20 protein-coding genes and 1 pseudogene are annotated in these 25,500 nt (G+C 42.9%); 14 read left to right on the top strand and 7 right to left on the bottom strand.

All coding sequences use genetic code 11. The features are described from left to right. The first annotated feature begins 385 nt into the window (after positions 1-385). Positions 386-1,072, top strand: a complete 687-nt coding sequence (locus A587_RS0102350; protein WP_017216280.1) for a hypothetical protein — start codon at positions 386-388, stop codon at positions 1,070-1,072. Between the two features lie 283 nt (positions 1,073-1,355). Beyond that, complete coding sequence (locus A587_RS0102345) at positions 1,356-3,224, top strand: DUF885 domain-containing protein (RefSeq protein WP_017216279.1); 1,869 nt, start codon at positions 1,356-1,358, stop codon at positions 3,222-3,224. A 357-nt stretch (positions 3,225-3,581) separates the two neighbouring features. Here A587_RS0102345 and A587_RS0102340 read toward each other — a convergent pair whose 3' ends face one another. The 3 genes from A587_RS0102340 to A587_RS0102330 all read right to left on the bottom strand — a co-directional run bounded on the left by A587_RS0102340 (position 3,582) and on the right by A587_RS0102330 (position 6,927). Beyond that, positions 3,582-4,643 carry an endonuclease/exonuclease/phosphatase family protein gene (locus A587_RS0102340; protein WP_017216278.1) on the bottom strand — a complete coding sequence of 354 codons (1,062 nt, stop codon included), beginning with the start codon at positions 4,641-4,643 and terminating at the stop codon, positions 3,582-3,584. 124 nt (positions 4,644-4,767) lie between these two features. Beyond that, positions 4,768-5,880: a M35 family metallo-endopeptidase gene (locus A587_RS0102335; RefSeq protein WP_017216277.1), complete on the bottom strand. Its 1,113-nt coding sequence runs from the start codon at positions 5,878-5,880 to the stop codon at positions 4,768-4,770. 387 nt (positions 5,881-6,267) lie between these two features. Then, positions 6,268-6,927, bottom strand: coding sequence for an oxygen-insensitive NAD(P)H-dependent nitroreductase NfsB (locus A587_RS0102330; RefSeq protein ID WP_017216276.1), 660 nt, complete (start codon positions 6,925-6,927; stop codon positions 6,268-6,270). A 96-nt stretch (positions 6,928-7,023) separates the two neighbouring features. On the opposite strand from A587_RS0102330, the gene A587_RS0102325 reads away from it, so the two are divergent. Next, positions 7,024-7,935 carry a LysR family transcriptional regulator gene (locus A587_RS0102325; protein ID WP_017216275.1) on the top strand — a complete coding sequence of 304 codons (912 nt, stop codon included), beginning with the start codon at positions 7,024-7,026 and terminating at the stop codon, positions 7,933-7,935. Between the two features lie 4 nt (positions 7,936-7,939). Here the strand turns inward: A587_RS0102325 and A587_RS0102320 are convergent, their stop codons facing one another. Further along, positions 7,940-8,788, bottom strand: coding sequence for a sterol desaturase family protein (locus A587_RS0102320; protein WP_026000856.1), 849 nt, complete (start codon positions 8,786-8,788; stop codon positions 7,940-7,942). A 121-nt stretch (positions 8,789-8,909) separates the two neighbouring features. On the opposite strand from A587_RS0102320, the gene A587_RS0102315 reads away from it, so the two are divergent. The 4 genes and pseudogenes from A587_RS0102315 to A587_RS24955 form a co-directional block, all read left to right on the top strand. Continuing rightward, entirely contained in the window at positions 8,910-9,878 is a 969-nt protein-coding gene (locus A587_RS0102315) for an AraC family transcriptional regulator (protein ID WP_017216273.1), read from the top strand. A 527-nt stretch (positions 9,879-10,405) separates the two neighbouring features. Beyond that, positions 10,406-11,146, top strand: coding sequence for a hypothetical protein (locus tag A587_RS0102310; RefSeq protein ID WP_017216272.1), 741 nt, complete (start codon positions 10,406-10,408; stop codon positions 11,144-11,146). 158 nt (positions 11,147-11,304) lie between these two features. After that, positions 11,305-11,571: a hypothetical protein gene (locus A587_RS0102305; RefSeq protein ID WP_017216271.1), complete on the top strand. Its 267-nt coding sequence runs from the start codon at positions 11,305-11,307 to the stop codon at positions 11,569-11,571. Positions 11,572-11,750: 179 nt separating this feature from the next. Then, positions 11,751-11,873 (top strand): annotated as a pseudogene (locus tag A587_RS24955) (ISAs1-like element ISPsesp1 family transposase); the annotation flags it as partial. 70 nt (positions 11,874-11,943) lie between these two features. Here A587_RS24955 and A587_RS0102300 read toward each other — a convergent pair. Continuing rightward, positions 11,944-12,327, bottom strand: coding sequence for a hypothetical protein (locus A587_RS0102300; protein WP_017216270.1), 384 nt, complete (start codon positions 12,325-12,327; stop codon positions 11,944-11,946). 260 nt (positions 12,328-12,587) lie between these two features. After that, positions 12,588-13,319 (bottom strand): hypothetical protein, encoded by a 732-nt coding sequence (locus tag A587_RS0102295; protein WP_017216269.1) that lies wholly within the window; start codon positions 13,317-13,319, stop codon positions 12,588-12,590. A gap of 846 nt (positions 13,320-14,165) precedes the next feature. On the opposite strand from A587_RS0102295, the gene A587_RS0102290 reads away from it, so the two are divergent. After that, positions 14,166-15,614, top strand: coding sequence for a RimK family protein (locus tag A587_RS0102290; RefSeq protein ID WP_010606541.1), 1,449 nt, complete (start codon positions 14,166-14,168; stop codon positions 15,612-15,614). Beyond that, a complete protein-coding gene (locus A587_RS0102285) occupies positions 15,614-16,723 on the top strand; it encodes a GNAT family N-acetyltransferase/peptidase C39 family protein (protein WP_010375872.1) in 1,110 nt (369 codons plus the stop codon). Before A587_RS0102290 ends, A587_RS0102285 begins: the two co-directional genes overlap by 1 nt. 66 nt (positions 16,724-16,789) lie before the next feature. On the opposite strand, the gene A587_RS0102280 is transcribed toward A587_RS0102285, so the two are convergent. Beyond that, positions 16,790-18,628: a di-heme-cytochrome C peroxidase gene (locus tag A587_RS0102280; protein ID WP_017216268.1), complete on the bottom strand. Its 1,839-nt coding sequence runs from the start codon at positions 18,626-18,628 to the stop codon at positions 16,790-16,792. Positions 18,629-18,812: 184 nt separating this feature from the next. On the opposite strand from A587_RS0102280, the gene A587_RS0102275 reads away from it, so the two are divergent. From A587_RS0102275 to A587_RS0102255, 5 genes are all read left to right on the top strand, one after another. Next, on the top strand, positions 18,813-20,315 hold the full coding sequence (locus A587_RS0102275; protein ID WP_017216267.1) for an ethylbenzene dehydrogenase-related protein: 1,503 nt from the start codon (positions 18,813-18,815) through the stop codon (positions 20,313-20,315). Then, positions 20,312-20,983, top strand: coding sequence for an Lcl C-terminal domain-containing protein (locus A587_RS0102270; protein WP_017216266.1), 672 nt, complete (start codon positions 20,312-20,314; stop codon positions 20,981-20,983). The genes A587_RS0102275 and A587_RS0102270 overlap by 4 nt, the downstream gene beginning before the upstream one ends. A gap of 11 nt (positions 20,984-20,994) precedes the next feature. Continuing rightward, positions 20,995-22,959 carry a pre-peptidase C-terminal domain-containing protein gene (locus A587_RS0102265; RefSeq protein ID WP_017216265.1) on the top strand — a complete coding sequence of 655 codons (1,965 nt, stop codon included), beginning with the start codon at positions 20,995-20,997 and terminating at the stop codon, positions 22,957-22,959. Between the two features lie 256 nt (positions 22,960-23,215). Next, positions 23,216-24,943 carry a hypothetical protein gene (locus A587_RS0102260; RefSeq protein WP_017216264.1) on the top strand — a complete coding sequence of 576 codons (1,728 nt, stop codon included), beginning with the start codon at positions 23,216-23,218 and terminating at the stop codon, positions 24,941-24,943. A gap of 88 nt (positions 24,944-25,031) precedes the next feature. Continuing rightward, positions 25,032-25,499 carry a DUF4920 domain-containing protein gene (locus A587_RS0102255; protein ID WP_010375863.1) on the top strand — a complete coding sequence of 156 codons (468 nt, stop codon included), beginning with the start codon at positions 25,032-25,034 and terminating at the stop codon, positions 25,497-25,499. Position 25,500: the final 1 nt, after the last annotated feature.

The raw sequence follows: 25,500 nt of genomic DNA, 5'->3' as shown, positions 1-25,500 counted from the left end.
TGCTGATTAGTGTCATTCGGAACGATGAAAATATAATATAAATATTGCGCTCGGATCAGTCTCTGTCGCGCGTGCTGTTAAGTGCATAAATTTGCATGAAGTTTTTATGACATATACTCATGCTTCACTTACGCTCTGTATAGCGTATAAACTCTAAACTACCACCTCTGACTCATCTCATTAATAGTCTTAACTAGGCTGTCACCAAAATTGTAATTAATTTGTTGCGTTCTCCCCAGTCTGCATTAGCTTTAATTAGGGACTAAGAAAAAAGCAGCGCAGTTTGCAATCGGATATATGCAAGTTTCTGTTTTAAAAAAATACGAATTTTAGCTGGCGTACTCACTATTCGTCTGACTAAAACGCTCACACACAAGGAAGAAATATGGCACGCCAATTCGATAACTTTTATAGTCATGGGGCAATTAATTTTAGTGATTTTATTAATTGTGTTTCTAGCTTATATACTGGTCCAGACTGCTTGGATGATAGTACATTAAGACTGCTTGCTGAGATGTTGTATCGGCTATCGCAAAACAAGCAATTTCTCGCGGCTCAAGTTGCGGGCAGCAGTAATTACCAGCATCATGCCAGAGGGATGTTGGACAATGATGATCTATATGTACTTTATGAAAATAAACGACCATTTTTTAAAGTATGCGCACAAATTTGGCATCCAATGCCAAAGCGGGGGACTCAGCGCTGTTTTATTCCGCAAGTGCGGGACTACAACTTTACGGCATTGACAACCAATTATTTTGGCCCCGGTTGTGGCAGCAAGCTCTACCAATATGAATATAGGAAGGACTTACAGCAAGGCGAGCATTGTGATTTACAGTTTGGGCAGTTTTATCAATTTACCCCTGAATCTGTACTCTTTACAGAAGCCTCGAGAGATGTGATAGCGCAGGCTTTACCTAAAAGTTTGAGTATCACCATCAGCTTACAGTTGGAGCAAAGGCCACATGCTTGCTTTGTGTTTGACAAGTCATCTGGTCGCGTGCAGCAGATTATTGCTGACTCTGCATTTGGCCACAACGAAATACCTGAACCTCTGTTGCTTGAAGACTAAGCACTCTATCTAAGGTTATGTACCTTAGTTAAGGTGTAGAGAAAGTAACTTATTTTGCAGGATTCTATCTTTTATAGCTGTAACAAAAGCGCAAATATGTTACTTGTAGTTGCATCTATGAGAATAGCGTGAGCACTTTATTGCATTCTGATTTCTCAATGAATGAAGTGCTTATACCAAATTGAACAAGTGTTCAGTCAAATTGGTATGATTATTCTATCACCAGTCTGATCTGCACTGGTATTTTTAGCTTTGACAACAACCCTAATGGAGCGGCGTAATAATGAATAAAATAAGCTTGGTAGCACTCTCTGTCGTGCTAGGTTTGAGCGGATGTGCTCAAGACAAGCCAGTAACAGAAACTACATCTGTTGCTAAAACCACTGAATCAACTCTCTCTCGTGCAGAAATCGACAAAGTCGTAGAACAGTACACCAAGCAGTTTATTAACCATGAACCCGCACTAGCCACTTCGCTCAAATTATCAAGTAGTGAATATGGCCACTATGCTAATAGACTGCCGGATTACTCGGTTGTCGGTATGCAGGCGCTCCAAGTGGATATGAATGCAGCCGCAGATAAATTAAAACAATTACAATCGGGCGTGGCGAACTCTGATGACTTGTTGCACCTTAAAGTAAATGAAGTTATTGCACGTTATTATGCTGGTGATAAGGGCTTCTCAGCAGGTTATATTGATACTTGGGGCGGACACCTGCCATATATTGTCAATCAATTGTCCGGCCCATTGCTGGATATTCCGAATGTGCTTAAAGACCAGCATGGAATAGAGAGTGAGCAAGATGCAAAAGACTATGTTGCGCGCCTAAATGCCTTTGTTGAAGTCACGAAGCAAGTTGCAAGTAAGGTAAAAGCGGATGCTAATAAAGGCGTAATTTTACCAAAAGTTTTATTTCCGAACACGCTAGGTTATTTAGATAACTTCACGGCGCCAAGTGGTGCAGAACATCCTTTGGTTGTGTCGTTTAAAGATAAACTTGCGAATATTGATGGTATTACGGATAAAGCCGCTGCTGATTATGTTGCACAGGCAACACAAATTGTTGAGCAAAAGCTTTATCCTGAATTTAAAAATGTGTCTGCGATTATGCAAGCTCTAGAGAGCAAGGCGCCTGAAAATGTCGGTATTTGGGCCCAACCAAATGGCGAAGCTTTCTACCAGCATGAAATCACCTATTTGGCGGATTCTGATATGAGCGCGGAAGAGATCCACCAAATTGGTCTTGCTGAGGTGGAGCGTATTTCAAAGCGTATGGACGAAATCCTCAAGCAAAATGGCTATTCACAAGGTACTGTTGGTGACCGGATGAAGCAGCTCAATGAAGAGTCGAGATTTTTATATGCGGATTCTGACGAAGGTCGTGAAGCGTTATTATCGTTCTTGCGTGGTGAAATAGGGACTATTTTACAAAAAGCGCCAGATTATTTTTCTACTATTCCACCGCAACCTGTTGAAGTGAAACGTATACCAAAAGCAGTGGAAGCAGGCGCGCCGGGTGGTTACTACAACGGTCCATCGCTTGATGGAAGTCGCCCTGGGGTATTTTCAATCAACCTAAAAGACATGAAAGCAGTACCAAGCTTTGGTATGAAAACCTTAACGTATCATGAGGCGGTTCCTGGTCACCACTTCCAAATTGCGCTTAATATGTTGCAAACAGAAATCGGTTTGATGCGTCAAAATGCTTCATTTAATGGTTATGTTGAGGGCTGGGCACTGTATTCAGAGCTATTGGCTTACGAAATGGGGATGTATAAGGACGACCCATTTGGAGACTTAGGTCGTCTGCAAGCTGAGGCATATCGTGCTGCTCGACTGGTGGTGGATACGGGCCTACATTATAAAAAGTGGACACGAGACCAAGCGATCACTTATTTTGCTGATGCAACCGGTACGGCGATGAGTGATGTGGTATCGGCTATCGACCGTTATATCGCTTGGCCAGGACAAGCGCTTGGTTATAAATTAGGTATGCTTAAATTGGTTGAACTTAGAGAGCACGCTAAGCAACAGCTAGGTGATAAGTTTGATATTAAAGCATTCCACGACGTGGTGTTGTTAAAAGGCGCAAGGCCTATGGCGCTTGTTGAAGAAGATATTAAGACTTGGATTAATTCTCTGAAGTCGTAAATATACTTTTCGGCTTGAAGTCAGTGAGAGATGCTGGCTTCAAGCTGACACTATTTAAAAACCTCTATTTATAGCGCTCGTTCATAACTCACCGTACTTAAAGTCACTATCATAACCTGAGCTTCGGATAATTAATGCCTTTCTAGCAGCCAGTTTTAGCGCTAACTGCGTTGAATTCACTTCCAATAGCCAGCTATTGGTGCGTAAATTCGCCTTGCCTACAAGGATGTAGGTACCTGGGCGGTAGCAGGACGCGAGAGCGGAGTTATCCCCAAAACTCTCTGGCTAGGTAAGAAGATAGTTTAAGATGATTAAAAAACAATGAGCTAGCTCATTCCTTATCCAAACCTCAGGTTATCATAATTTGCAATTCGGCTTTGCCACGGCATTTTCAATAATTTCTTTGCTGCGATGTATATCTTTCTTTTTCAGCTCAAGACCTGCTTCATCTTCATTTTTTACGGGTTGATAAGCGAGTTTTGCATAAAGCGCAAAGTGATCTGACCCTATGTTGTTGAGCCTTTTAATATTGATCACTGTGAAATGGTGACTCGCAAACAAATGATCTAGCGGCCAGCGTGCAAACGGGTACTGTGCATGAAAAGTGTTAAACATGCCTCGGCCAACTCTCGGATCAAGAAGCCCACTTATTTTCCTAAATAACCTCGTGGTTGGTGACCAAGCAACATCATTGAGATCGCCAGTGACTATGGTAGGCAAAGGCTCCTTTATGACGCGTTTGGCGACAACCACCAGTTCTGCATCTCGCTCAATGGCCGTTTCGTTCTCGGTGGGGCTCGGAGGTGCTGGGTGCAAAAAATGGGTTTGGATAGTGATATGGGGAGCGATCTTGAGTCTTGCATGTATCGAAGGCACGCCTTCTTCAACGATATACTCACATTTTGCCTCGTCTAGCGGGTAGCGAGAATAAACGTGCATGCCGTATAAATTGGATTGTGGACATTTAACGCTGTAGGGCAGTATATCTAACAACGAGTCTAATTGTTGCTCCCATAACTCATCACTTTCTAACGTGACTAAAATATCAGGTTGATGTGTCCTAACTTGCTCCAATATCAGATTAAACTGTCGATTGGTTTGCAGGACATTGGCGGTGATCAAACTGATTGTGTGAGTATTGGTTGTCGCTTTTTTTACTTCGACCGGCCAAAGCGGGGTGTAGGGTAAAATCCACCAGAGTTGAAAACTTAAACAACCTAATAGAGCAATGACAGCAAGCGCGGCTACGCTTTGAAGATTAAGGTAGAAAATGGACAGCAGTAGCGTAAATGCAGTAATAATAGTGAGCTGAAGCCGTGGGAACTCCATTGCTCTGACACTCCAGTGTGGATGCTTAGCAAGTGGCAATAACGTAGCAAGTAGGATAAAACCACACAGCGCGACGATAACCCAAGTCATTAAATTCCTCAGCAAATAGATGAATTTAAGAAGTATATTTCATGTTAGCTGAAATCGCTGTGAATAGTATCGGGTTTAGACGGTTGCCTAAACCCGATACTCGTTCAGGGATAACTAGTTGAGATTAGTTTTGGTACGGAGTGTTTTCCGCAAAATATTCATGGCTGTCAGCATTTTGAATCGCTTGACTTGGGTTTGAGTTTGCTAAGTTTTTCGCACCAGATTGGCCATAAACGATGTCATCTGTACCTGCAACGGCATTAAAGTGACTTAGCTCATGAACAATCGTGCCCGCACGTGAATCTGTACCTAGCTCATTTGCGCTCCAAAATGCGCGACATAGATAGACTTTGTATGGTTGATTTGGGTATACATAAGCAAAGTATGATTTGTTACAACTACAGTCAAAAGTGAGATCTTGGTTGTCGATTGCATCATTGATTGCATTGAAGTTAGATTTCACGGTTGCATAACGGCTGCTTGTCGCTGCACCAAACCAAGTTTGATAACGCGTAGACGGGTTGCTTGCTGAGTGGCTATTTAGGTAAGCAACGGAGTCATTAGTGATCTGGTCTGCAGCATTTAGTGCTGACAAAATACTGGTTTTTTCACTGTTACTACAACGACCTGTAAAACAAGTGCCATCAGTACAATCAGCCGCGCCTGCAGCTGGTTTTGCATTGACTTGAACATTGCCCTTCGTCATCGCAACGCCTTCAAGCCACAGATTTACCGAATTTGAGCTGAGTTCTGCAACATCGGCACGCATCATCGATTGCTGACCCATCGTTCTTGTAGTCATGCTCGGGATTTCTTTTTTACCGAAAAGATCAAATGATTCAACATCATAACTAATTTCGTAGTTACCTGGCTGGCTAAGATCATAAAGGCCTGAAAGCTCAAATGATTTAGTGAGCGTTTCGCCAGACTTTAACTTGATAAAGTCAGCTTCAGTAGGAGCTGGGCGTTTGTAGTGAGGACCAAAGAAATTAACTTCTTTACCATCACGCGTAATTTTGAAAATATGCTCTTCTTCAAGGTCTGTATACCAGCTTAAGATTTTTTGATTGCCTTTACCCTGATTGGTGATGTTTAGCGTCGCAATAACATCGCCATTGCTTTTTGTGTCGACATCAACGCTTACCGCTAGGTCTTTATTCATTGCTTGAGCATTCAGTGATGCGGTTACGGCTGCCGCGAGTAACCCTGTAGATAGTGTGCGTGATAGTAGCTTCATTATTTCTTCCTGTTGAGGTTGCTACAGTCTCTCGGCTGGCAGGTACAAAACCAGTGGCGAGGACTGAGTTTACTTGTTGTCATTTCGTTATTTTTAAAGGTGAATTCAATCTTCACTTTTAATTAACAATAATATATTCAATGTTTCAAGCAGAATTTTCACAACAGAGTTAAAAAATTCACATTAAAAAATTACCAATAATTTCAAATAACTGTAATGTTATTGAAAAGTATGGATAAATTTAATACAAAACTGGGGAGAGGGTAGTTGTGAATTTATTGTTTCATTCACATTGGTTTACATTGAGGTGTTTGAAATGGTATTCCAACAGAAGTTGGAGTGGCACTGACGTTATATAGCTAGCCATTATCAGCGCCAAACTGAGTATTAGATTTCGGTAATGATATCGTCGATAGCAAGGCGAGATTTAGGTAATTTAGCATTAAAATCACCTTCGTCTCGATAGCCCAATGCGACAATGGCAAGAGCGTCAAAGCCTTGCTCAGTTAACCCAAGCTCATTGCTGAGGATTTCAGCATCAAAACCCTCGATAGGAACTGAGTCAATGCCAAGAGATGCCGCACCGAGCAAGAACTGTCCAAGATTTAAATAAACTTGTTTGCCAGTCCATGCTTTGATTGCTTCATCGCTGGTTTGATTTAAGCCGACAAAATAGCGACGGCCATTGTTCATTTGTGCCTCGATCTCAGAGTCTTTTTCAAACCGGCCATCGGCACTTTCTTTGGCAAGCACTTTATCTAAATGTGCATCATCTATATTTTGTTTTGCAGAAAATACAACAACATGCGATGCATTTAGTATTTTTGCTTCATTAAATTTGTAATTCTCTTGTGTGCTTTTTGCCACTTGAGTTTTGCCAGCCTCAGTACTTGCGATGACGAAATGCCATGGCTGAACGTTGGTGCTAGACGGGCTTAGTCTTAGCGCCTGCTTGAGTAGGTCAATATCTGAATCACTAATTTTTTTATTAGGATCAAAGGCTTTTGTGGAATAACGATTGTGAATTGCATCGCGTAATGTGTACATATCAGACTCCTAAAATTGCTTTAAAGACATAATATGGATTTACATAATCAATAAAAAGATGATAATGAGTTAAATAGTTTCAAAAATTTTTTGAAAATGAATACACAAGATTTAATTGTCGTGATGAAAACGGCTAAACTTGGCAATATTAGTGCGGCGGCTGCGCAGTTAGATATGCAAGTTGCTACGGCGAGCGCTGCGATAAAGCGAGTAGAAAAGCTCCTTGGCTTTCAACTTTTTGTGCGTTCTACGCGCAGCTTAAGGCTATCAAAGCAAGGTGAAACTTACTTGCCAATTTGCGAGCAGGCACTTGCGCTTTTGGCTGATGGCAAAAAGCAGGTGCTCGACAACGACAACGAAATTGACGGTGAGCTAAGGTTAACCGCACCGTCAGATTTTGGTCGTAATATCCTCCTTCCTTGGCTAGACGAATTACTTGATGAATACCCTAAACTTGCCCTGAAGCTTATTCTTAATGATCACAATCTCGACTTTTATCGTGACGGTGTTGATATCGCGCTGCGCTATGGTGCGCCTGAAGACAGTAGCTTCTACGGCTTTAAAATTTGTGATGTGCCATTGCTGCTGTGTGCCTCTACGGAATACCTAGAAAAACAGGGTACACCAAAGGATCATGAGGATTTAAGTGAGCACCAAGGGCTATTCTTTTTGATCAGAGGCAGTAAGTTTGATACGTGGAAACTGACGAAAAATGAACAAACTTACAAAGTGGTGCTTAAAGGGCGTAGAACCAGTAATGATGCGGATGTGGTAAAGCGCTGGTGTGCGCAAGGAGCGGGTATTTCATTGCGCTCCGCGATAGATGTAGCAGACCAACTAGAGCAAGGTGTGGTGCAAAGTATATTAAATGACTACCGCGTTGAATGTAAGCCGCTGTGGTTGATCTGCCCGTCAAAGCAAATGATCAACCCAAGTGTGAGAGTGCTTCGCGATAAACTAAGAATGTACTGCCAAGCGCTTGTAGAAAAGGCAGAGCGGTATAAATAGCTCACTAGGGCTTGACTGAAGCTGTATTCTTAGGTTTGTCGGGTAAGTGGGTTGGATAACCAAATAGCGCCAACCATTTGCCCTTTAAGGTGTTTGCTTGTGAAAAGCAGTGGAACATATGACGCCACTGAGCAAAGTTTACATCTAAAGGGGTCTGCTTTGGCGCCGCACCTCTTATTCCATAGCAAATTGTTATGTCTTCACGCTCTTCAACAAAGGTGCCAAAAAGCTTATCCCAAATGATCAGCACTCCAGCAAAGTTTTTATCTATATAGTCAGGATTACTGGCGTGATGGACTCTGTGGTGGGAAGGCGTATTAAAAATTCGCTCTACCATCCCTAATCGATTAACCGTTTGTGTATGGACAAAAAATTGAAAAGCCAAGTTGATTGCGACGATGGCAAATACCAAAGTCGGGGTAAATCCAAGTAGTATCATAGGCAGCCAAAATAGCCACATACCAACAATAGGGTAAAGTAAGCTTTGGCGAAATGCGGTGGTAAAGTTCATGTTGTTAGAACTGTGATGGACTACGTGTGCACTCCAAAGCCAGTGAGTGCAATGTGATGCGCGGTGAAACCAGTAATACAAAAAATCTTGCAAGATAAACCCAAAGAGCAAAGTGAAGATACTTAATTCGATTGTGAATAAGGCAAATTGATGGAGCCAGTAAAAGAGCGGCATCAGCACAAGCAAAGCCAGCGCGTCGCTGCCTTGATGGAGCAACGCAAGTAGGGCATTGAGTAATGAATCTCGCCAATCATAGTACTCGTGGTGCTTAATATATTCCCATGCAACACAAAGTAAAAAGACGGGACTGAGTGCCAGTAAAATTATTGATACATCAATCATATACAGCTCCTTCTTTAGCCAAAGCTTTGGTACTTTATATGCGTAAGCGTAGCGGGTTAGCCATTGACAATCCTGCCAAACTGCGCCAACAATTTGTCCAAATACGACAAAAGGAACTGCAATGCACTCCACTTCGTTTGTATATTTTTATAGTGCGTGGGTATATCTCCATGACCGTTTTACCGATAACAAGAGACTGCAAGGCGAGTTTGCTGAGCTAGTAGCGTCACGGCCTGAACGTGTAACACTTATTGAGTACGAGCGGTTGCTTGAGATAGGGCTGGAGTTAAGCGGCGATCCTTTAATTGGTTTTGAATTGGGTAAAGCCATTCAGCTGCATGACTATGGGGCGCTTGGTTATTTGGTCGAAACCAGTAAAGACTTACAGCAGGCTATTACCTCATTATTGCATTACGACGCCATTGTCGCCGATATTGGCCTCGCTGTATTCACAAGTGATAGTGACAATGCCAAGTTAACTTGGCAACCAAAAACCCCGCTGGGTAAGCAAGCCATTTTGCGTAATATGACCGCTTGGGTGAGTGCTGCACGGCAGCTTTTGCGATCAACTTTATCGCCTAACCAACTCCAGCTTAGCTTTAGCGTGTGTGACCTAGAATTACAGCGGTTGCAAACTTGGTTTGGTTGCCCCGTATCACAAAATTGCCCTGAAAATGCACTGTCGTTTCCGTTAGATTTTCTTACCATGCCAGTCGCTACCGTCGACAGCCTAATGCACGAACATATTGAGCAAGCGGTTGCTAAAAGCGTATCAGCGCTCTGTGATAATCATGATTTAAAAACGCGTGTTGCCAATTTACTTGCGGCAAAGCACTCACTGGCCGGAGTCAACCAAGCAAGTATGGCTAAGGCATTAAACATGAGTGTGCGTTCGATGCAGCGTAAGCTAAAAACACAACACACCAGCTTTAGAGCCTTACTCGACCGAGAGCGAAAGCATAGATTTGAACAACTCATCGGCAACACAAGGTTACTCGATATTGTAGACGCACTCGGTTTTACAGAACAAAGTGCGCTCAATAAAGTTTGTTTAAAATGGTATGGGAAACCACCGTCAAAGCTAAAGTGAAGAACCGAAGGTAGGTAAGTTTTGGTTTGTTAGTCAAATTCCCAGCTTTGGTGCAAATATGTAGTGGGTGTCATTGATTTTCACTCCTGATACCGTATTGGCCTTGTCAGCATTGTAAGGTAAGTATCTTGCTGCTCATTAGCGTATTCAAGTTAGATGCAACAACGACCAAAGTAGACCGAACGAGTTAGCAACTCGATAGCTTCTTAAAATCAATTAGTTAACCAGCTCAATTGCTCAGGCTAGCGGCTTCTGTATTCGTAAAAAATATATTTGCTTATTAAGGCAAATTTAGGTGTAATGAATACATAATAAGCACTGAGCAATGCAGGGAAAGCTTACATATCACTAGCTAAACTTATTACACTAGTTAGGAAAGTTAGTGCCTCCAAAAAGCAAATTCCTATAGCATAAACAACACCAACTCTGACGCACCGAAGAGGTAACGGCTCAGTCCAACAAGCGATTATGCAACACAAACTGCGTGTCGCATAAATACCAAGATGCTAGCCTTACAGAGAGTTTCTATGAGCACTTCTGATCAAATTAGAAAGGAGCTTGATGATTTAATCATTAGTAAGAGTGATTTATTAAATCTTGCAAAAGATACAAGTGATTCAATTAAATTTGGTGCTAAATATCAAGAGTGGTATTCAAGAGCAATTAAGTTAGTAGAGTCACTAGCACCTGAAAGGCTAAAAGAATTTTCTGAATATTATTTAATAGATCCCAAAAGAAAATTAACTAATGCGAGTAATTACGTCATTCAAGACTATGTAAAAGGTATTGGAGCGAGAACAGACCACAGTCGCCAACCAATGTGGGACGTAAACAACTTAATTTCTATTCGAGTAATGAATCAAGTGCATATTATTGCTTCACTTGCTAGCCGAATTGATAGTGTATTGCAAGATGTTACAGGGCATCTATTTGCTGAATTGCAAGATAAAGAACTAGAGGAAGCGGCTAGACTGATCAAGATCAGCCCTAGAGCCGCAGGAGCATTATCTGGTGTAGTTTTGGAAAGGCACTTACAGCGGACAGCTGAAAATCATCAAATTAAATTGAGAAAGAAAGCGCCAACTATTTCAGATCTAAACGATCCTCTCAAGCAAGCAAACGTTTATGGAGTGCCAACTTGGCGTAAAATACAATTGTTGGCTGATATAAGAAACCTTTGTAGCCACCAGAAGGATGAAGAGCCTACAAAAGCTCAAGTTGCAGAATTAATTGATGGTGTGAATTCAATTATTAAAAGTGTGTTTTAATTGAAAGTATGGCTAACAAGCGCCTTATGTTGCTCGTAAACTCGCTGTGACAAATTTTCGCGGGCTATTCGCTTCGCTCAAGTTTAGCCTACTCAATTTGCCCCATAAGCGTGCGTGGTATGACTCCCATGTCAAGCATGAAAATAAGGAGAATTGAGATGGAATTATCAGAAATTAAAGCGAAAATAATTGAGCTATTAGATGTTCAATTTGAACAAAAGTTTGAAGAATCAGATTTATCTGCGAGACATTACAGTTTTACTAGCCCCGACTACGACTTTTCTTTTTCAGTATCACTTGTAAGGAATGTCAGCGAAACTCAATTAACTAATCGAATAAATCGCTGTATCAATCAAGCGAAAGAAGCTTCGAAACCTAATACACATTTTCAGTTTGATGAAAACTGTGGTTTATATATTGTTTAACTTCAGCCATTTATATTGATAAATAGCTGACACTCACCACAACTGTTTTGGAGTAGAGATACGCTTGGGCGCTAAAAATTAGCCTATCGATGAAGGTTTTTGTACCCAGTGATTGAAGTATTTTATACTGCATTTTTCAGCGTTGATGCAAATGGTAGTGGGTGTCATCGATTCCAATACTGTTAAGACGGGTCGTTCGCAATCTGGTAAAACAGCACACAGGCCGTAAAGATTCGATACGTGGCAAGTGTGTTCGGGCCAGCTTTGACGATGAATTCAGGGCAGAGCTTATCTTTGGTTAATGGTCGTTAACGAAGTATGCTCTAACTCTGTATTTTAACCTGATACCCACTCTAAATATGCTTTAAAAATCTAAATAAAGATGTATGCTAGATAATATAGGAAAGGCATTTCAATCTTTTCTTGTTCGTGCATTTCTAGGCATATTGATGAGTTATAAACTTTAGCTAAGGTAAAAAACCGTCCCTGAGGGTTTTTAGCGTACAACTCTAGATCTTCTCTTACCTCCTGACCTAAATACATTGCATCTCTTGAAGTGCCATCAACATGATTCTCCCTAATATATTGGCCCATTTTCTTATTGATCATATCTGCCGCAGTTAGCTCTGAGAGCTTATTAGCAGCCATACCACACTTTAAAAACTCCTTTAAATCACTTTCTACAGGGCTACATGCAACCAAACCGAAAGCTATTACCGTAGATAAGACAGTTCTATTTATTTTCATCTCAACCATTCTCTCCATGAAAAATTTAAATTAGGCTTATTTTTTATGAGCTAATTGAATATTTTGTTCTTCTTCCGCCACACTTAATTTGTATAGTCTTTCTATCAGAACCATTTAGTTATTACTAGTAATGAGTTTAAATAGTGCAAATAGTAGTGGGTGTCACCGATTCGTCACCGATTCGAACCCCGTTAATAATGAAACGTCATGTGCGGACCCGCATGCAGGGTGTTGTGGGGGCTGAGCGCTGGATACCCCCGACTACCCGATTAGGCACCATTCAACTTTTCAACTTGAATATATGCTGCTTTGCTTGGTATTTTTCCTGCATTTCTAATATCAACAAGTACTAGCCGATAATGTGCTTTATCAGGACCTTCGAATTTAGCTGATTCGCCCTCGACAACCCATGTTGGCTTAAGATACTGAGTTCCTGAGTCTCTAGATTTGGTGGAGGAGTTAATTAGAAAAAGGGTACGTTTGTTTTGTTCGTCAATTTCAACTGGCCATACGTTCATTTTTCCTTCGACACTTAGGAAGTATGTGCGTCCGAATAGATCATTAGGTTTGACCCAGCTGATACCAAGAACTACTTCCCAGTTTTGTGGAGTAGGTGGTGCGTTTATCTCTTCGTTTTCGGCTTTGGGCTGCCCACTTGTAGGAATTTCCATACGCAAGCCTGCATCAAGCTCTGCCCTCACAACTTCTTCCTTTACTTCCACATTCCGGATCGCATCGGCTTCTTCCTTGGACTCTGGCGGTGCATTTTTAACAGTTTTCACTATTTTCTGAATTTCCTCAAACTCAGCGCTACCCCATATAGTCTCCAATTTTCTTATCTTTTGGTTTTTTAAAGCATCGGATATATCAGAGTGAAACTGCCATGCTATAACTAGTACTACAGCGGGGGCTGCCAATTTCCCCAAAAACTCTAGCGTAGCTTTGTACACATAAGGCCAACTTTTTCCTGATTTATCCGGTAAACCTTCATCCTCTTTCATTTACGTTTATCCTCTAAAATCGAAACTCTTAGTTTCCTATGCCTACAGTTAATTAGCGAGAACTCTTGAATATCTCTCTTATTCACAAGTAAAAAACAAAAAATTATCAAGCTAACTTTATTTAATAATTTTAGCAACTTACTGCTCAAAGATTACAATTTCAACATGCAAACCACTAGCAACAAGCTAGGAGTAACTTATTTGGGCCTTCTTTTGGTTCGCCATTAAATAATAAGTTAACACATTATTATCATATATGTTAAAAATTTGAAGTTACACTGAATTACACATTCGCACTGCTTTCTATTGACCACGTCACAAGTAACCCAATTTCTCACATTTTTGACTATTCAGAGACCTTTAAATACCTATCTTGAAATCATCAATATGGTGGAGCTCTATCCACTCTCGCTGTTTACTCACGACTTCCCATCAGATGAAATTAAGGCTTATCCTTTAGTGGTCATCTGCTCTCAAATATAAGCAACTACAACCAAAGCACTCATTGCTCGTGATGTTCCTAAGCATGTCAGTCGAGAGCTATTTCATCCTTGATATCTGTTTGTAAATACGAGAAATCTTAATCGTTTCAATCAAATCTAATTGTATACGCTTTTATTGTTTTTAACTAATTGAAAATAAAGCCTTTTATTCTAGTCGTCGACAGCAAGAAAGATTTATCTTGAGAATCAAAATTACTCAATTGCTAAGTGCTATATTTAAGATTACAACTACTCCACTTTTATGTGGGCCTTGAATTTGCCCACGACCCCTATGTTAAATCGTGGGGTGCCTAAACCATCATGTACTGATGTGCTAACGCATCGCCACCTAAGGATTATTTAGATGCTATCTACTCTATTCGTTGTTGATCAAAATGCAGATGTACTGCCTTTGGCAAATAACGTAGTGACGTTTGAAACGTATTTGCAAGAGTACCCAAAGCTCGGTGAATCAAAACTTCGAGTGATTAATTTATGTGACTGTGACCGTTATTTAAGCCAAGGTTATTACTGCTCTTTACTTGCTGAAGCGCGTAATCACCAAGTACTTCCGAGTCTAAAAGTTATTAACGGTCTACGTGATGGCGATAATGCGTTGTTCTTATCGCAAGCTTGGTTTGATAAGCGTGGGATCGCGATTACCGACGACGCTGAGTTGATCATTTGTATGGGCGAAACCCAACAGCCTGAATTTAGTAAGTTGGCGGCGTATTTATTTCAGCAATTTCCAGCGCCTCTACTAAAAGTGACATTACAGCAGCAAGATAAAGGCGTGCGTGTGCAGGTGCAGCGTCGAGACTTTTCGACTCTACAGGTGGCGCAGCTTGAGTTTTGTACTCAAGTATTAGGTCATGTGCATGCCACTCAGTGGAACAAACGTAAGAGTCACAAAAAGTATCGCTGGGATATCGCGATGCTGGTGGACCATGATGAAAAGTTGCCGCCAAGTAACAAAGGGGCGATAAGCCGCTTTGTAAAAGCGGGTGAAAAGCTTGGCATTAAAGTACATCCATTAGAAGCGGCTGAGTTATACAACTTAGGCCAATACGATGGGCTATTTATTCGTGAAACCACAGCGATTGATCACCATACTTATCGCCTTGCGCAAGAAGCAGAGCAAAAAGATTTAGTGGTAATTGATGACCCAAGCTCGATTCTACGCTGTTGTAATAAGGTGTTTTTACATGATGCCTTTAATTACAAGAAGGTGCCAAGTTTAGAAACGCGATTTGTGAGTCAGTGTAATGAACAAGTAATCGATAAACTCATTGCTGAGTTATCGTTACCTATGGTGCTTAAAATGCCTGAGAGTTCGTTCTCAAAAGGCGTATTTAAAGTAAAAACCAAAGAAGAACTTGGCGAGCGTTTACAAGAGCTGATGAGCGTCTCCGCGATTGTGTTGGCGCAAGCTTACTTATACACAGATTACGACTGGCGTATTGGGGTATTAAATGGCCGTGCGATCTACGCATGCCGTTACCATATGGCACGTAACCATTGGCAAATCTATAACCATGAGTCAAAACGTAATTTCTCGGGTGGGTTTGACACGCTACCAACGTTTGAGGTGCCAAAGGCGGTGTTACGTGCAGCCTTAAAAGCAGCAGCAGTTGTGGGTAATGGTTTGTATGGTATCGATATTAAAGAGCACAACGGCAAAGCCTACGTACTAGAAGTAAACGACAACCCGAATATTGACCAAGGGGTTGAAGACAAATATCTCGGTGACGAGCTGTACATGCAAGTGATGTCTGAATTTTCAAGACGCCTTGAAGCGAGAGGTAAAAAGTAATGTTGCAAGCCGCGTTGGTGCTTGAAAAGGCGACACAGCACGATTTGAATTCACTGAACGCGCTGGAGCAAAGCTGCTTTAGTGCGGATAGACTGAGTCGCCGCCAACTCAAGCATTACATCAGTTTTGAACATAGCTTGCTGCTCACTGCAAAGTTAGCAGGGGAACTTGTGGGCTATGGGCTGCTTTGGTTGCACCAAGGAACGCGGCTAGCAAGGCTTTATTCATTGGCGGTATCGCCTCATCATCAAGGTAAAGGGATCGCACGCCAACTGATGTCTGAGCTTGAAGTCAGAGCGGGTGAAATGGGCTGGTTATATATGCGTTTAGAAGTGGCTAAACGCAATGACGCGGCCATCGGCTTATATAAACGCATGGGTTATCGTGTATTTGGCGAGTATCAAAACTATTACGCGGATCATGACGATGCGCTAAGAATGCAAAAATGCGTGCGTAAGCTGTCGCAAAAGGCGGTGTTGCACCAAGCTCCTTGGTATCAGCAAACGACAGACTTTACCTGCGGACCGGCGTCACTGATGATGGCAATGGCAAGCATAGACCCAGGCTGTATGGGCGATCAGGCCTTAGAGCTTGAGATATGGCGTGAAGCGACCACCATCTTTATGACCGCAGGTCACGGCGGCTGTCACCCATTTGGATTGGCATTGGCTGCGGAGCGCCGTGGTTTTGCGGCAGAGGTGATGGTGAATACGGCGGGCCCGCTATTTTTAGATGGCGTGAGAAGCGCGCAGAAAAAACAGGTGATGACCTTAGTTCATGAGCAATTCCGTCAAGAGTGTGAATATCGTGATATTGCTATTCATCAAGCCGATGTAAAGCTTGAACAGGTTGAACAATGGTTGTTACAGGGCAGTGCGGTATTGGCTTTGATCAGCACTTATAGGCTAAACGGTAAAAAAGCGCCGCATTGGGTGCTTATTACGGGGTTGGATGAGTTGTGTTTATATCTTAATGACCCTGATGTTGAGGACGACCAAAACCCTATCGACTGCCAGCAAGTACCCATCGCAAGGTCGGATTTTGAAAAAATGATGACGTTTGGCGCAAGCAAGTTAAGTGCGCTGGTGGTGTTGCACGAGTCATTTTAAATAACGTTTTCGGTTATAAGTCAAAGGGCCTGTATTCGGCCCTTTGTTTTTAGTGCTACATGGCGTTTATAGCGTTTTCAAAAACTCAACGATTTGCCATTTTTCATTGTCACTCAAGGTCGTGCCGTAAACGTGACCGCTGTTATCATTGCCCGGCATCACCTCGCCGCTGGCTTTGTTCACTTTGAACTCGTTCATGCCTTGATGAGTAATATAGCCAACATTGATAGGGTCGAATTCGCGACTGCCAACCCAGAAGGTATCTGGGCGCGACTCTGGTGATTGTAGTAGTGACCATAGGTTTGGCACCGAGCCATTATGTAAATAAGGCGCGGTTGCCCAAATTCCATTTAGCGGCCTTGCTTTGTAGACCCCCGCGTCGTAAAAACCATCAACACAATCTTCGTTAGTATTGGGCGTTAACTGTTGTCTATTTGCCAAATAGACTTTGAGGCGCTCTTCAATGGACTTTTTCACAGTGGTTTTCTTACCATCTGGCCCGGTGCGCTCTGCTATTAAGCCCGCTTCGATTGCTTTGATGGGATCTTTTAGCACTAGACCCACCACGCCATTTACTGGGATATCGATAGCGCTATCCACTGCTTGGAATTTGTCTCCCGCGATAATGTCGGTTTTTGTGCCTTCCAAGAACAGTGTTTTTGCCATGTGGCAGCTTGCGTTATTAGACATAGTCGGATCGGTACCTATCTCTTTTACCGGTACTTTTACTGCTTCGTAATCCTTGAGTAAGTTTTTGCTATCAATAAGTTGGTGGCAGTTGGCACAATTTGCTTGGAATAGCATTTTCCCTTGTGCCGCCTTATTGGTGTCAATTCCCGGAAGGTATTGCTCAGGCCAAGCTGGTGGCAGAAGTGTTTTTACCCAGGCTTCTAGTTGCCCTAACGCATGCATGTCTACCGTTGAGCTATATCGAGCATGTTTTCCCCAAACGCGCTGCCAAACCGGTGCTTCTTCAATGGATAACGAACCAAACACACCGACAACTTCACCAATGTTGCGTACTAATGGGCCGACCACAGGAATATTGGGGGCGGAAGCATTCCACTGCACAACATTTGACTGGTGCGTCCCCCATAAAAATGGATAGGAGACGGGTGCGGTGGGCGCATTTTTATTGTTAAGGTCGTCAAGCGCAAATGCCGTGCCGGCGTTTTGTATATTGCCGAATGCATCAAGTCGAGCATAGCTAGTAAAATCGTCTGGATAGTCTTCGGGCAAGTCATTAACGGTTTGTCGCTCGGCGGTTGCAAGCGCCACATGCTTGAGATCGTCTCGTAGATCATCAATCAATTCTTGCGATGCCCCTTCTTTTAATACGCGCATCGCGAAACGGCTAAACTTTTGATTATCGTTAAGGGTCGCTTCTAACGCGGCATTTAGGCGGCTAAAGAAGAGTACAAAGTTGGCGAGGGTGGGCGCACCTTCTACCAAGATTTTTGTGCCATTATAGTCAATTTGGTTAGTGTGACATGCGGCACAGGTCATCCCGACCCAAGCTTGTCCCGTGGTTTGATTGTTATGCACGGCAAAACCGATGGGTAAGCCTGAAGGGTTATTGGCGGCGGTTTTACTGGGCAGGTAGCGCAGCATTTCCATATGTTCGCTATCGCGAAAGAGCTTTTTACTGTTGGGTTGCTCTAACCAAGTAAACCAAGTATAGGGAATGATTTGAGACCCTTGACCTGTGAACCAAAAGTCTTGCCGAAGTTTATCTGACCACCCTTGATTGAGCCAAACTCGCTCAGGCACTTGACCAGATTCTGCAACCGGGTCGAGCATTTCTTTTGGCACAGAAGGTTTTTTACTTGGTGAGCTACAACTTGCGAGAAACAATGTGCAAGCCACTGCCGCACTTACATATTTTATTACTAGTCTATTGTTCATGTTGAACTGTCCGTGACGGTGGAAGTACCAACTACCTTAGTACAAACTAATTAACAATCAAGTTACACGACATTACACGTGCCGCTAATTCACAAGATGAGAAAGTCTCATCTTTCCAAATATGAAATATTTATGTAAATTTATTTGTTTACACTAAATTTACTTTATTTGTTTGGGAGCGGTTGTGCGTCGAAGTAGTTTTGCCATTTTTCATGTTATGGCGGTTATAGTTATCTTGGTTGGGTTACTGACAGGTCCTCGTTTGGGCATTATCAATCATGATTTTCTTACGTTTCTTTCGCCTTTGCTTCCCCAAGGCGCGTTGTTGTCAGTGCATGTGTTATTTGGTTGCTTACTCACCTTGATTGCGATTGTTTTTACCGTGGCAACCATTCGCACACCGTTTCATGGCGCACCAAGCAAGTTTGATAAAGCCGTTAACTACTTTGGGTATCTTGTTATCGTGCTGAGTATAGCCACAGGTTGGTTACTTTGGCTCAATCCAGAGAGTCTAAGTCTAGTCATTCATGGGTTATCAGCGACAGGCATTTTTTTGTATTTGGTGTTACATGGCATAAAGCACACCGTGTTTAAGGGTAAGCAAGTACTGAGCGTATTATTGCCTAGAAACGCGCTTATTTTACTCAGTTGCAGTGTTGCCCTGGTGTATTTTTGCGGCCTTGGCATAAAGCTTATTGTTGCAGAGCAGCATTTACGGCTAGAAGTTGCGCCGCTATCAAGGCAAAGCCACCTTGAAATAGACGGTAAAGGAGATGAGCCGGAATGGTTGCGTGCCAAGCCTATTAAGTTAACTACATTTGGTGGTGCAAACTTCTTAGATGGGAGTAGTGAGGTCGAAATAAAAGCGTTGAGCAACCATGATGAAACCTTTTTTCTGATCCGCTGGCAAGATCCGACCGAAAGTCTAGAGCATCTGCCGCTGGAAAAAACCTCGAACGGTTGGCAAGTACAAGAAAATGGCTTTTATCGCTTTGACGAGCGCACTTATTATGAAGATAAGTTTGCCATTATGCTATCGACTACCTGTGAACTAGGAGGTGATGGCACCGTTCAATACGGCGATGCGCCGCTTGCAGGCAAGCCCCGTAACTGGCATGGCAAGGGCTATCATGCAAGTACGGACGGCCGCACGCGAGATTTATGGCACTGGAAAGCGCTGAGAACCAATGACATGTACTTGGCCGATGATAATTTTTTTGGGCCGCCTCAAAGCGTTGCACTTGGGCAAAGACGCTACACCGCAGGGTATCAACCTGATGGCAAAGAAAGCGGTGCTTATGTGATGAACTGGCGCTGGTACTCACCGACTGAGGTTACGCCAAAGCGAATACCAATCCCATCGCCAGATATCACTGAGCGCAAAGTCCTTGATTGGTTTGCCAGCGAAACCTACAACCCACAACGAGACATGGCGAAAATTGGCGAACAGTTACCGTCCGTGTTGTACCGTTCAAATCGTTTTGAGGGAGATAGAGCCGATGTTAGAGCTAGGGGAGAGTGGCACGATGGCTATTGGACGCTAGAGCTGGTACGTAAACACCAAACGCATTCTCCTCTTGATGTTGAACTGCGCTCTGGTGTTTGCATGTGGGTTTCGGCATTTGATCACGCACAAATCGCGCATACTCGTCACCACAGAGCTATTCAATTGAGGTATATGCTATGACCGTAGCCTCACGTTTAATACTTAGTTTAGCGATTGCCGCTGTGGCGATTAGCTACTCGTTATTCAGCCCCTCTGAGCGAGAAATTCCAACTCATGTACGCTTTATTAAAGTCACTAATGACATGCAATTTTTGTCTATATGGCAGGGTCCTTGGCATTGTGTCTATGACAAAAAGCTTAATCTGCTTTGGGAAGTAAAACGAGATGATGAGTCTATCCACGATGGCTATTGGAGTTACTCTTGGTATGACGGTCAATTTGGTCATGCTGATCAAGGTGATTGTTATTTCGAAGCATCCCACTGCGACAGCCAAGACCTGATCCGTAAAACTAACCAAGCTAGATTATGTGGTAGTGCCGAATGGCGCTTACCTACACCTGATGAGCTGCGCTCTTTAATTCAAACACCAAATAGTCCCGGACAACCCCATATCGCAAGTGATTTTTTCCCACATATTAAAAATGGTGATTATTGGAGTGGTGAGGCTGGTGTGCCGTTACCCAAGTCGTTTAAGCGAGAAAAGTTAGGGGCAACGGCCGTGAATTTTCACTCTGCAGAGACGCTTTCGCTCCCTTATGCAAACGCCGCATTTGTCATGTTGGTGGCTACGCCGTCAACACAACTCTCATTGGCTCAAAGTCGTGCTGAGCCTGTTACTCTAAACTAGGAACCAAGGAAATGAAATATACTCAAATGGCAACTTTTGTGGTTGCAGCTGGTCTATCTTGTAGCAGTTTTGCTGCGAGTGACTACCACCGTCTTGTGTGGGACACTAGTCCAAGCACTTCAGCAACAATAGGGTTTACACCTACATCGGGCACTAATCATATTGTTAAATATGGCAGCACAACGGATGAGCAGAGTTGGCAAAGTGCTGCGGTCGGCGCAACGCATACCTTTGACGGTGGCCTCTCAAGTTCATTTGTGAAATTAACCGGTTTAACCCCAGATAGTGCGGTTTATTATCGTGTTTGTGATTCACAAGGTTGCGGTCAGCGTTTGTGGTTCAGAACTGCGCCGCAAACGGCATCAGGGATCACTGCTGTAGCTGGTGGTGATACGCGCACAGGTTGGACAACGCGTCGTAAAGGCAATGAGTTGATCGCTAAAATTCGACCGCTATTTATTATGCATGGTGGCGATTACACCAATGCAAACTCCGTTTCTGAAATGCGTGAGTACTTAAAAGATTGGCAATTAACCTTTTCGGATGATTTGATAGATGGCCTTGCATACAAGCGAATTTATCCATTTGTAGCAACACATGGCAATCACGAAGACGATAACTACAAAACGCTATGCGAAGTATTTGGCGTCGATTATGACCAAGATGGTGCGTGTACAGCAAAAGATACCTATGGTGCTTTTAACGTGGCGGGGCTTTTAAGGGTTTATACCTTAAACAGCCAATTTAAAAATAGTGGCTGGTCGAGCTATGCTACGGCGATGAACAATTGGCTGAAAAGCGACTTACAGTCTCAGGGCAACAGCGCAACGTGGCGTATCGCTCAGTATCACAAGCCGATGTACCCTCACTATTCTGGTAAGTCAGACAACACCATATTACACACTTGGTGGGCACAAGACTTCTATAATAATGCGATGAACTTAGTGGTAGAGTCCGATACTCATATCAATAAACTGACTTACGCACTAACGCCTACCAGCAATGGCTTTACTGCAACGACCCAAGGCGGCACCGTTTATGTGGGTGAGGGAAGCTGGGGGGCACCGGCTAGAAGCGCCAATGATCCAAAAAGCTGGACTATCGATCTTGCGAGTATTCAACAGTTTAAAGTGTTGAGTGTGACAAACGATAAGCTCATTGTTCGAACTGCTGAGTTTTCAAGTAATGCAACCGCGTTATCTAAAGCGCAGCGAGATGCCGATCCGCTCGCGTTACCTATGAATATGACATGGTGGTATGCCGCAGAAATTGGTGATGAACTGAATCTGATCAAAGCAAGCAATAATCTATCTGTGATAGAAACTCCCATTGTTGAGCCGCCAGCTGCAATTGAACTTATCAGTGGTCAAACACAAGCGAATGTCACTGGTGCTAAGTCTTCTCAGACACTTTATTACATTGATGTGCCAGCAGGAGCAACACAGCTAAAAGTTGAAACGGCGGGCGGCAGTGGGGATGTAGATATGTATGTGCGCTTTAATACGGAACCAACGACACAAAACTACGATTGTCGACCCTATAAATCAGGTAATAATGAAGTCTGTGCGATTACTCCAGTACAAACAGGTCGTTACTATGTCATGCTTAATGGCTATGAGAGTTATTCAGGCGTTGCGCTAACGGCTACGGTTTATACTGACACTCCTCCAGATCAAGGCAATAGCCAGCAATGGTTGGATCAATCCGCCAGTAAAGGTCAGTGGCAGTATTATACTTTTGACGTGGCACAGGGCACACAGAGCCTGCAAGTAAAGGCATCGGGTGGTACTGGAGATGCTGATTTATATCTGCGCTTTGGTCAACAACCAAATAGTAATACCTACGAATGTCGGCCTTATGAAAATGGCAATAATGAAACATGCACAATCACCAATCCAAATGCGGGAACTTGGCATATTGGGCTCTATGGTTACGCTGCTTTTTCAGGATTGACTCTACAAGCAGAAAGTCAATAACCCTGTAAATGAGAGCTTGGTGGTTATTGGTGTAACGATCAAGCTCATTTTAAAACTGACCGAATTTTGAGAGTAACTTGACCGTTCACAATTAATGGAATTGAGACAATAATCGAGGTACAATACCGCTGCATTTTTGGGCATGCAATTGTCTTTATGCAACGACCTCTGACGCGCGCAATCGTTGCGGTTCGTAGGGAAGAATAAATTTACCACGTGTTTGGCTATGTACCGTGGTGATAACAAGGAATCAATTATGAATACAAAACTTCTCGTTGGCTTAGGTGCGGTGGCTATTGCCGTTGGTGCTTATGTAACCACTCAATCATCTTCTTCAAGCATCGCGATGGAACAACTGGAATATGTTCCGGCTGATACCGCTGTATTTTGGGGGCAATTAACGCCTTTTGAGCAGCAAAAATATTTATCTTTTATGCCTGAATCGCTTAGAAAAGTACAAGATCTTGAAGAAGTAACTGGGTTGCTTAGAAAAGAAAATGACAAACATCTTAATTTTCTGGCAACGCTATTAGAGCAGTACAATCTAGCAATGACATCCCCTGAGCAAATGAAAGCTATCTTAGGTATGGGTGAGACAGTTAGAAGTGTATTCTACACCGTTGGTTTGTTACCGACACTGCGTTATGAGCTTGCAGATCCCGAAGCTTTTCAGCGCACAATAAAAATGGCTGCAAAAGATGCCGAAATCACATACCAAGAAGATACGCTTGATGGCGTCGCATTAACGCGTTATCAGCTTGAGTTCGCGCCAGAAGCTAAAATTGAGCTTATCACATCCGTGCAAGGTCAATGGGTAACGACGACATTTAACACGCCAATTAACACCGAAGCAGATTTAAAAGTCGCTTTGGGTATTGCCAAACCAACCCAGTCACTGGCGCAATCTGGCAAACTTGAGCAATACAATACGCAGTTCAGTTTTGATGGTTCGTCAATTGCATTTTTGAACCATGTGGCTATCGTCGATGGCATTACTGCAAATAAGCAGTCCGATTTGACTCGTATGTTAGATAACCTATTGCAGCTAGGTGGTGGTACTGAGAAATTAGCAGCGGTACGTGCTCCTGAGTGTCAGGCGGACTATAGTGAAATCGCCAACCTGTGGCCAGCAACGGTATTGGGTACCAAGAATATTCAATTTACTAATTCTGCAATCGACTTTGAAGTTGATACTGTGGTGGTGGGTAAAGATGCTGAACTGATGAAAGCGCTTGGGTCGATCCGTGGTTTTATTCCTGCGCACGTCACCAACGGCGAAGAGAAAGTACTCGGGTTTGGCTATGGTGTTGACGTTGCAAAAGTTGCACCGCTTGTAAACACCCTTTGGGGCCGCTTTACTAAAGCTGAATTCAAGTGCTCTGAACTCGTTGCACTACAGCAGCAGGCGAAACAAAACAGTCCTATGGCTATTGCGATGATGACAGGGATGGCGAACTCGGTTAAAGGCGTGAGTGCATCCGTTTTTGATCTTGTTATGGAGCCAAACGACCAAGGCATGCCGGAACCTAAAACGTTTGATGCTCTAGTCACATTGTCGGCCGAAGATCCTTTAGTACTTGTTAATACGATAAAAGGGCTTGCACCTATGCTGGGTCAAATTCAAATCCCAGAAGATGGTACTCCGGTTTCAATTAACCAGTATATTCCATCTCCACAGCCTTTAGATGTAGATATTAAACTAGCAGTTAAAGGCGATCACTTGGTATTGTTTACGGGTGAAAAGGCGACGGTTATTGCTGAGAAAATGGCGAACCAAGCGTTAGAAACTAATGGCATGACGCATTTCAGCATGGATATGCAAGCGTTTTTAGCACCAATGTTAGAAGCGGCAAAAGCGACAGGTCAACCAATGCCGGAAGGTATTGATGCGTTTTTACAGCAAAATATGGTGTTTGAGTTTAGTATGGATGTTGCAGATCATGGCCTTGTATTTGGCACTGATATGAAGCTGAAAAAACTATAACGAGCAAAAACCAAAATGACGTTAAAAATGCCGACTTTAAGTCGGCATTTTTGTTTATACTGGCTGTAATTTTTGAGAAGGAGGTTTTATGAAATTACAAAATAGGTTGCTGCTGATGTTGGCATTGCTTAGCACTATATCTTATGCAAGTGATACTCAGTTTGGCGGTGGTGCAGACATGAGTAAGCTCGTTGCGGGCAAAGACGTATTGAAAAATACTGAGCAGTTTGTGGGGAGTCAGATCACGCTGTCGGGTGAAGTGGTCAAGGTGTGTAAAAAACGCGGTTGTTGGATGACACTGAAAGTAGATAACGGCGAGGAAATAAATGTAAAGGTACGGGATGGCGATATGGTTTTTCCAATGTCTGCCATTGGAAAGCAAGCCTATGCGACTGGAATACTTGAGCAGTTCGAGTTAGACATTGAGAAAACGAAGCGTTATTTGGCTCATAGAGCACATGAAAACGGTGAAGTGTTTGATGCAAGCAAAGTCACTGAGGGAATGAATCTAGTTAGGCTCAAACCGGACTCAGTAACGATTTTAGAAGCGCAATAAA

Source organism: Pseudoalteromonas sp. NJ631, assembly GCF_000276645.1.
GTDB classification, from domain to species: domain Bacteria; phylum Pseudomonadota; class Gammaproteobacteria; order Enterobacterales; family Alteromonadaceae; genus Pseudoalteromonas; species Pseudoalteromonas piscicida.
This window is presented reverse-complemented; position numbering and strand designations above follow the sequence as displayed.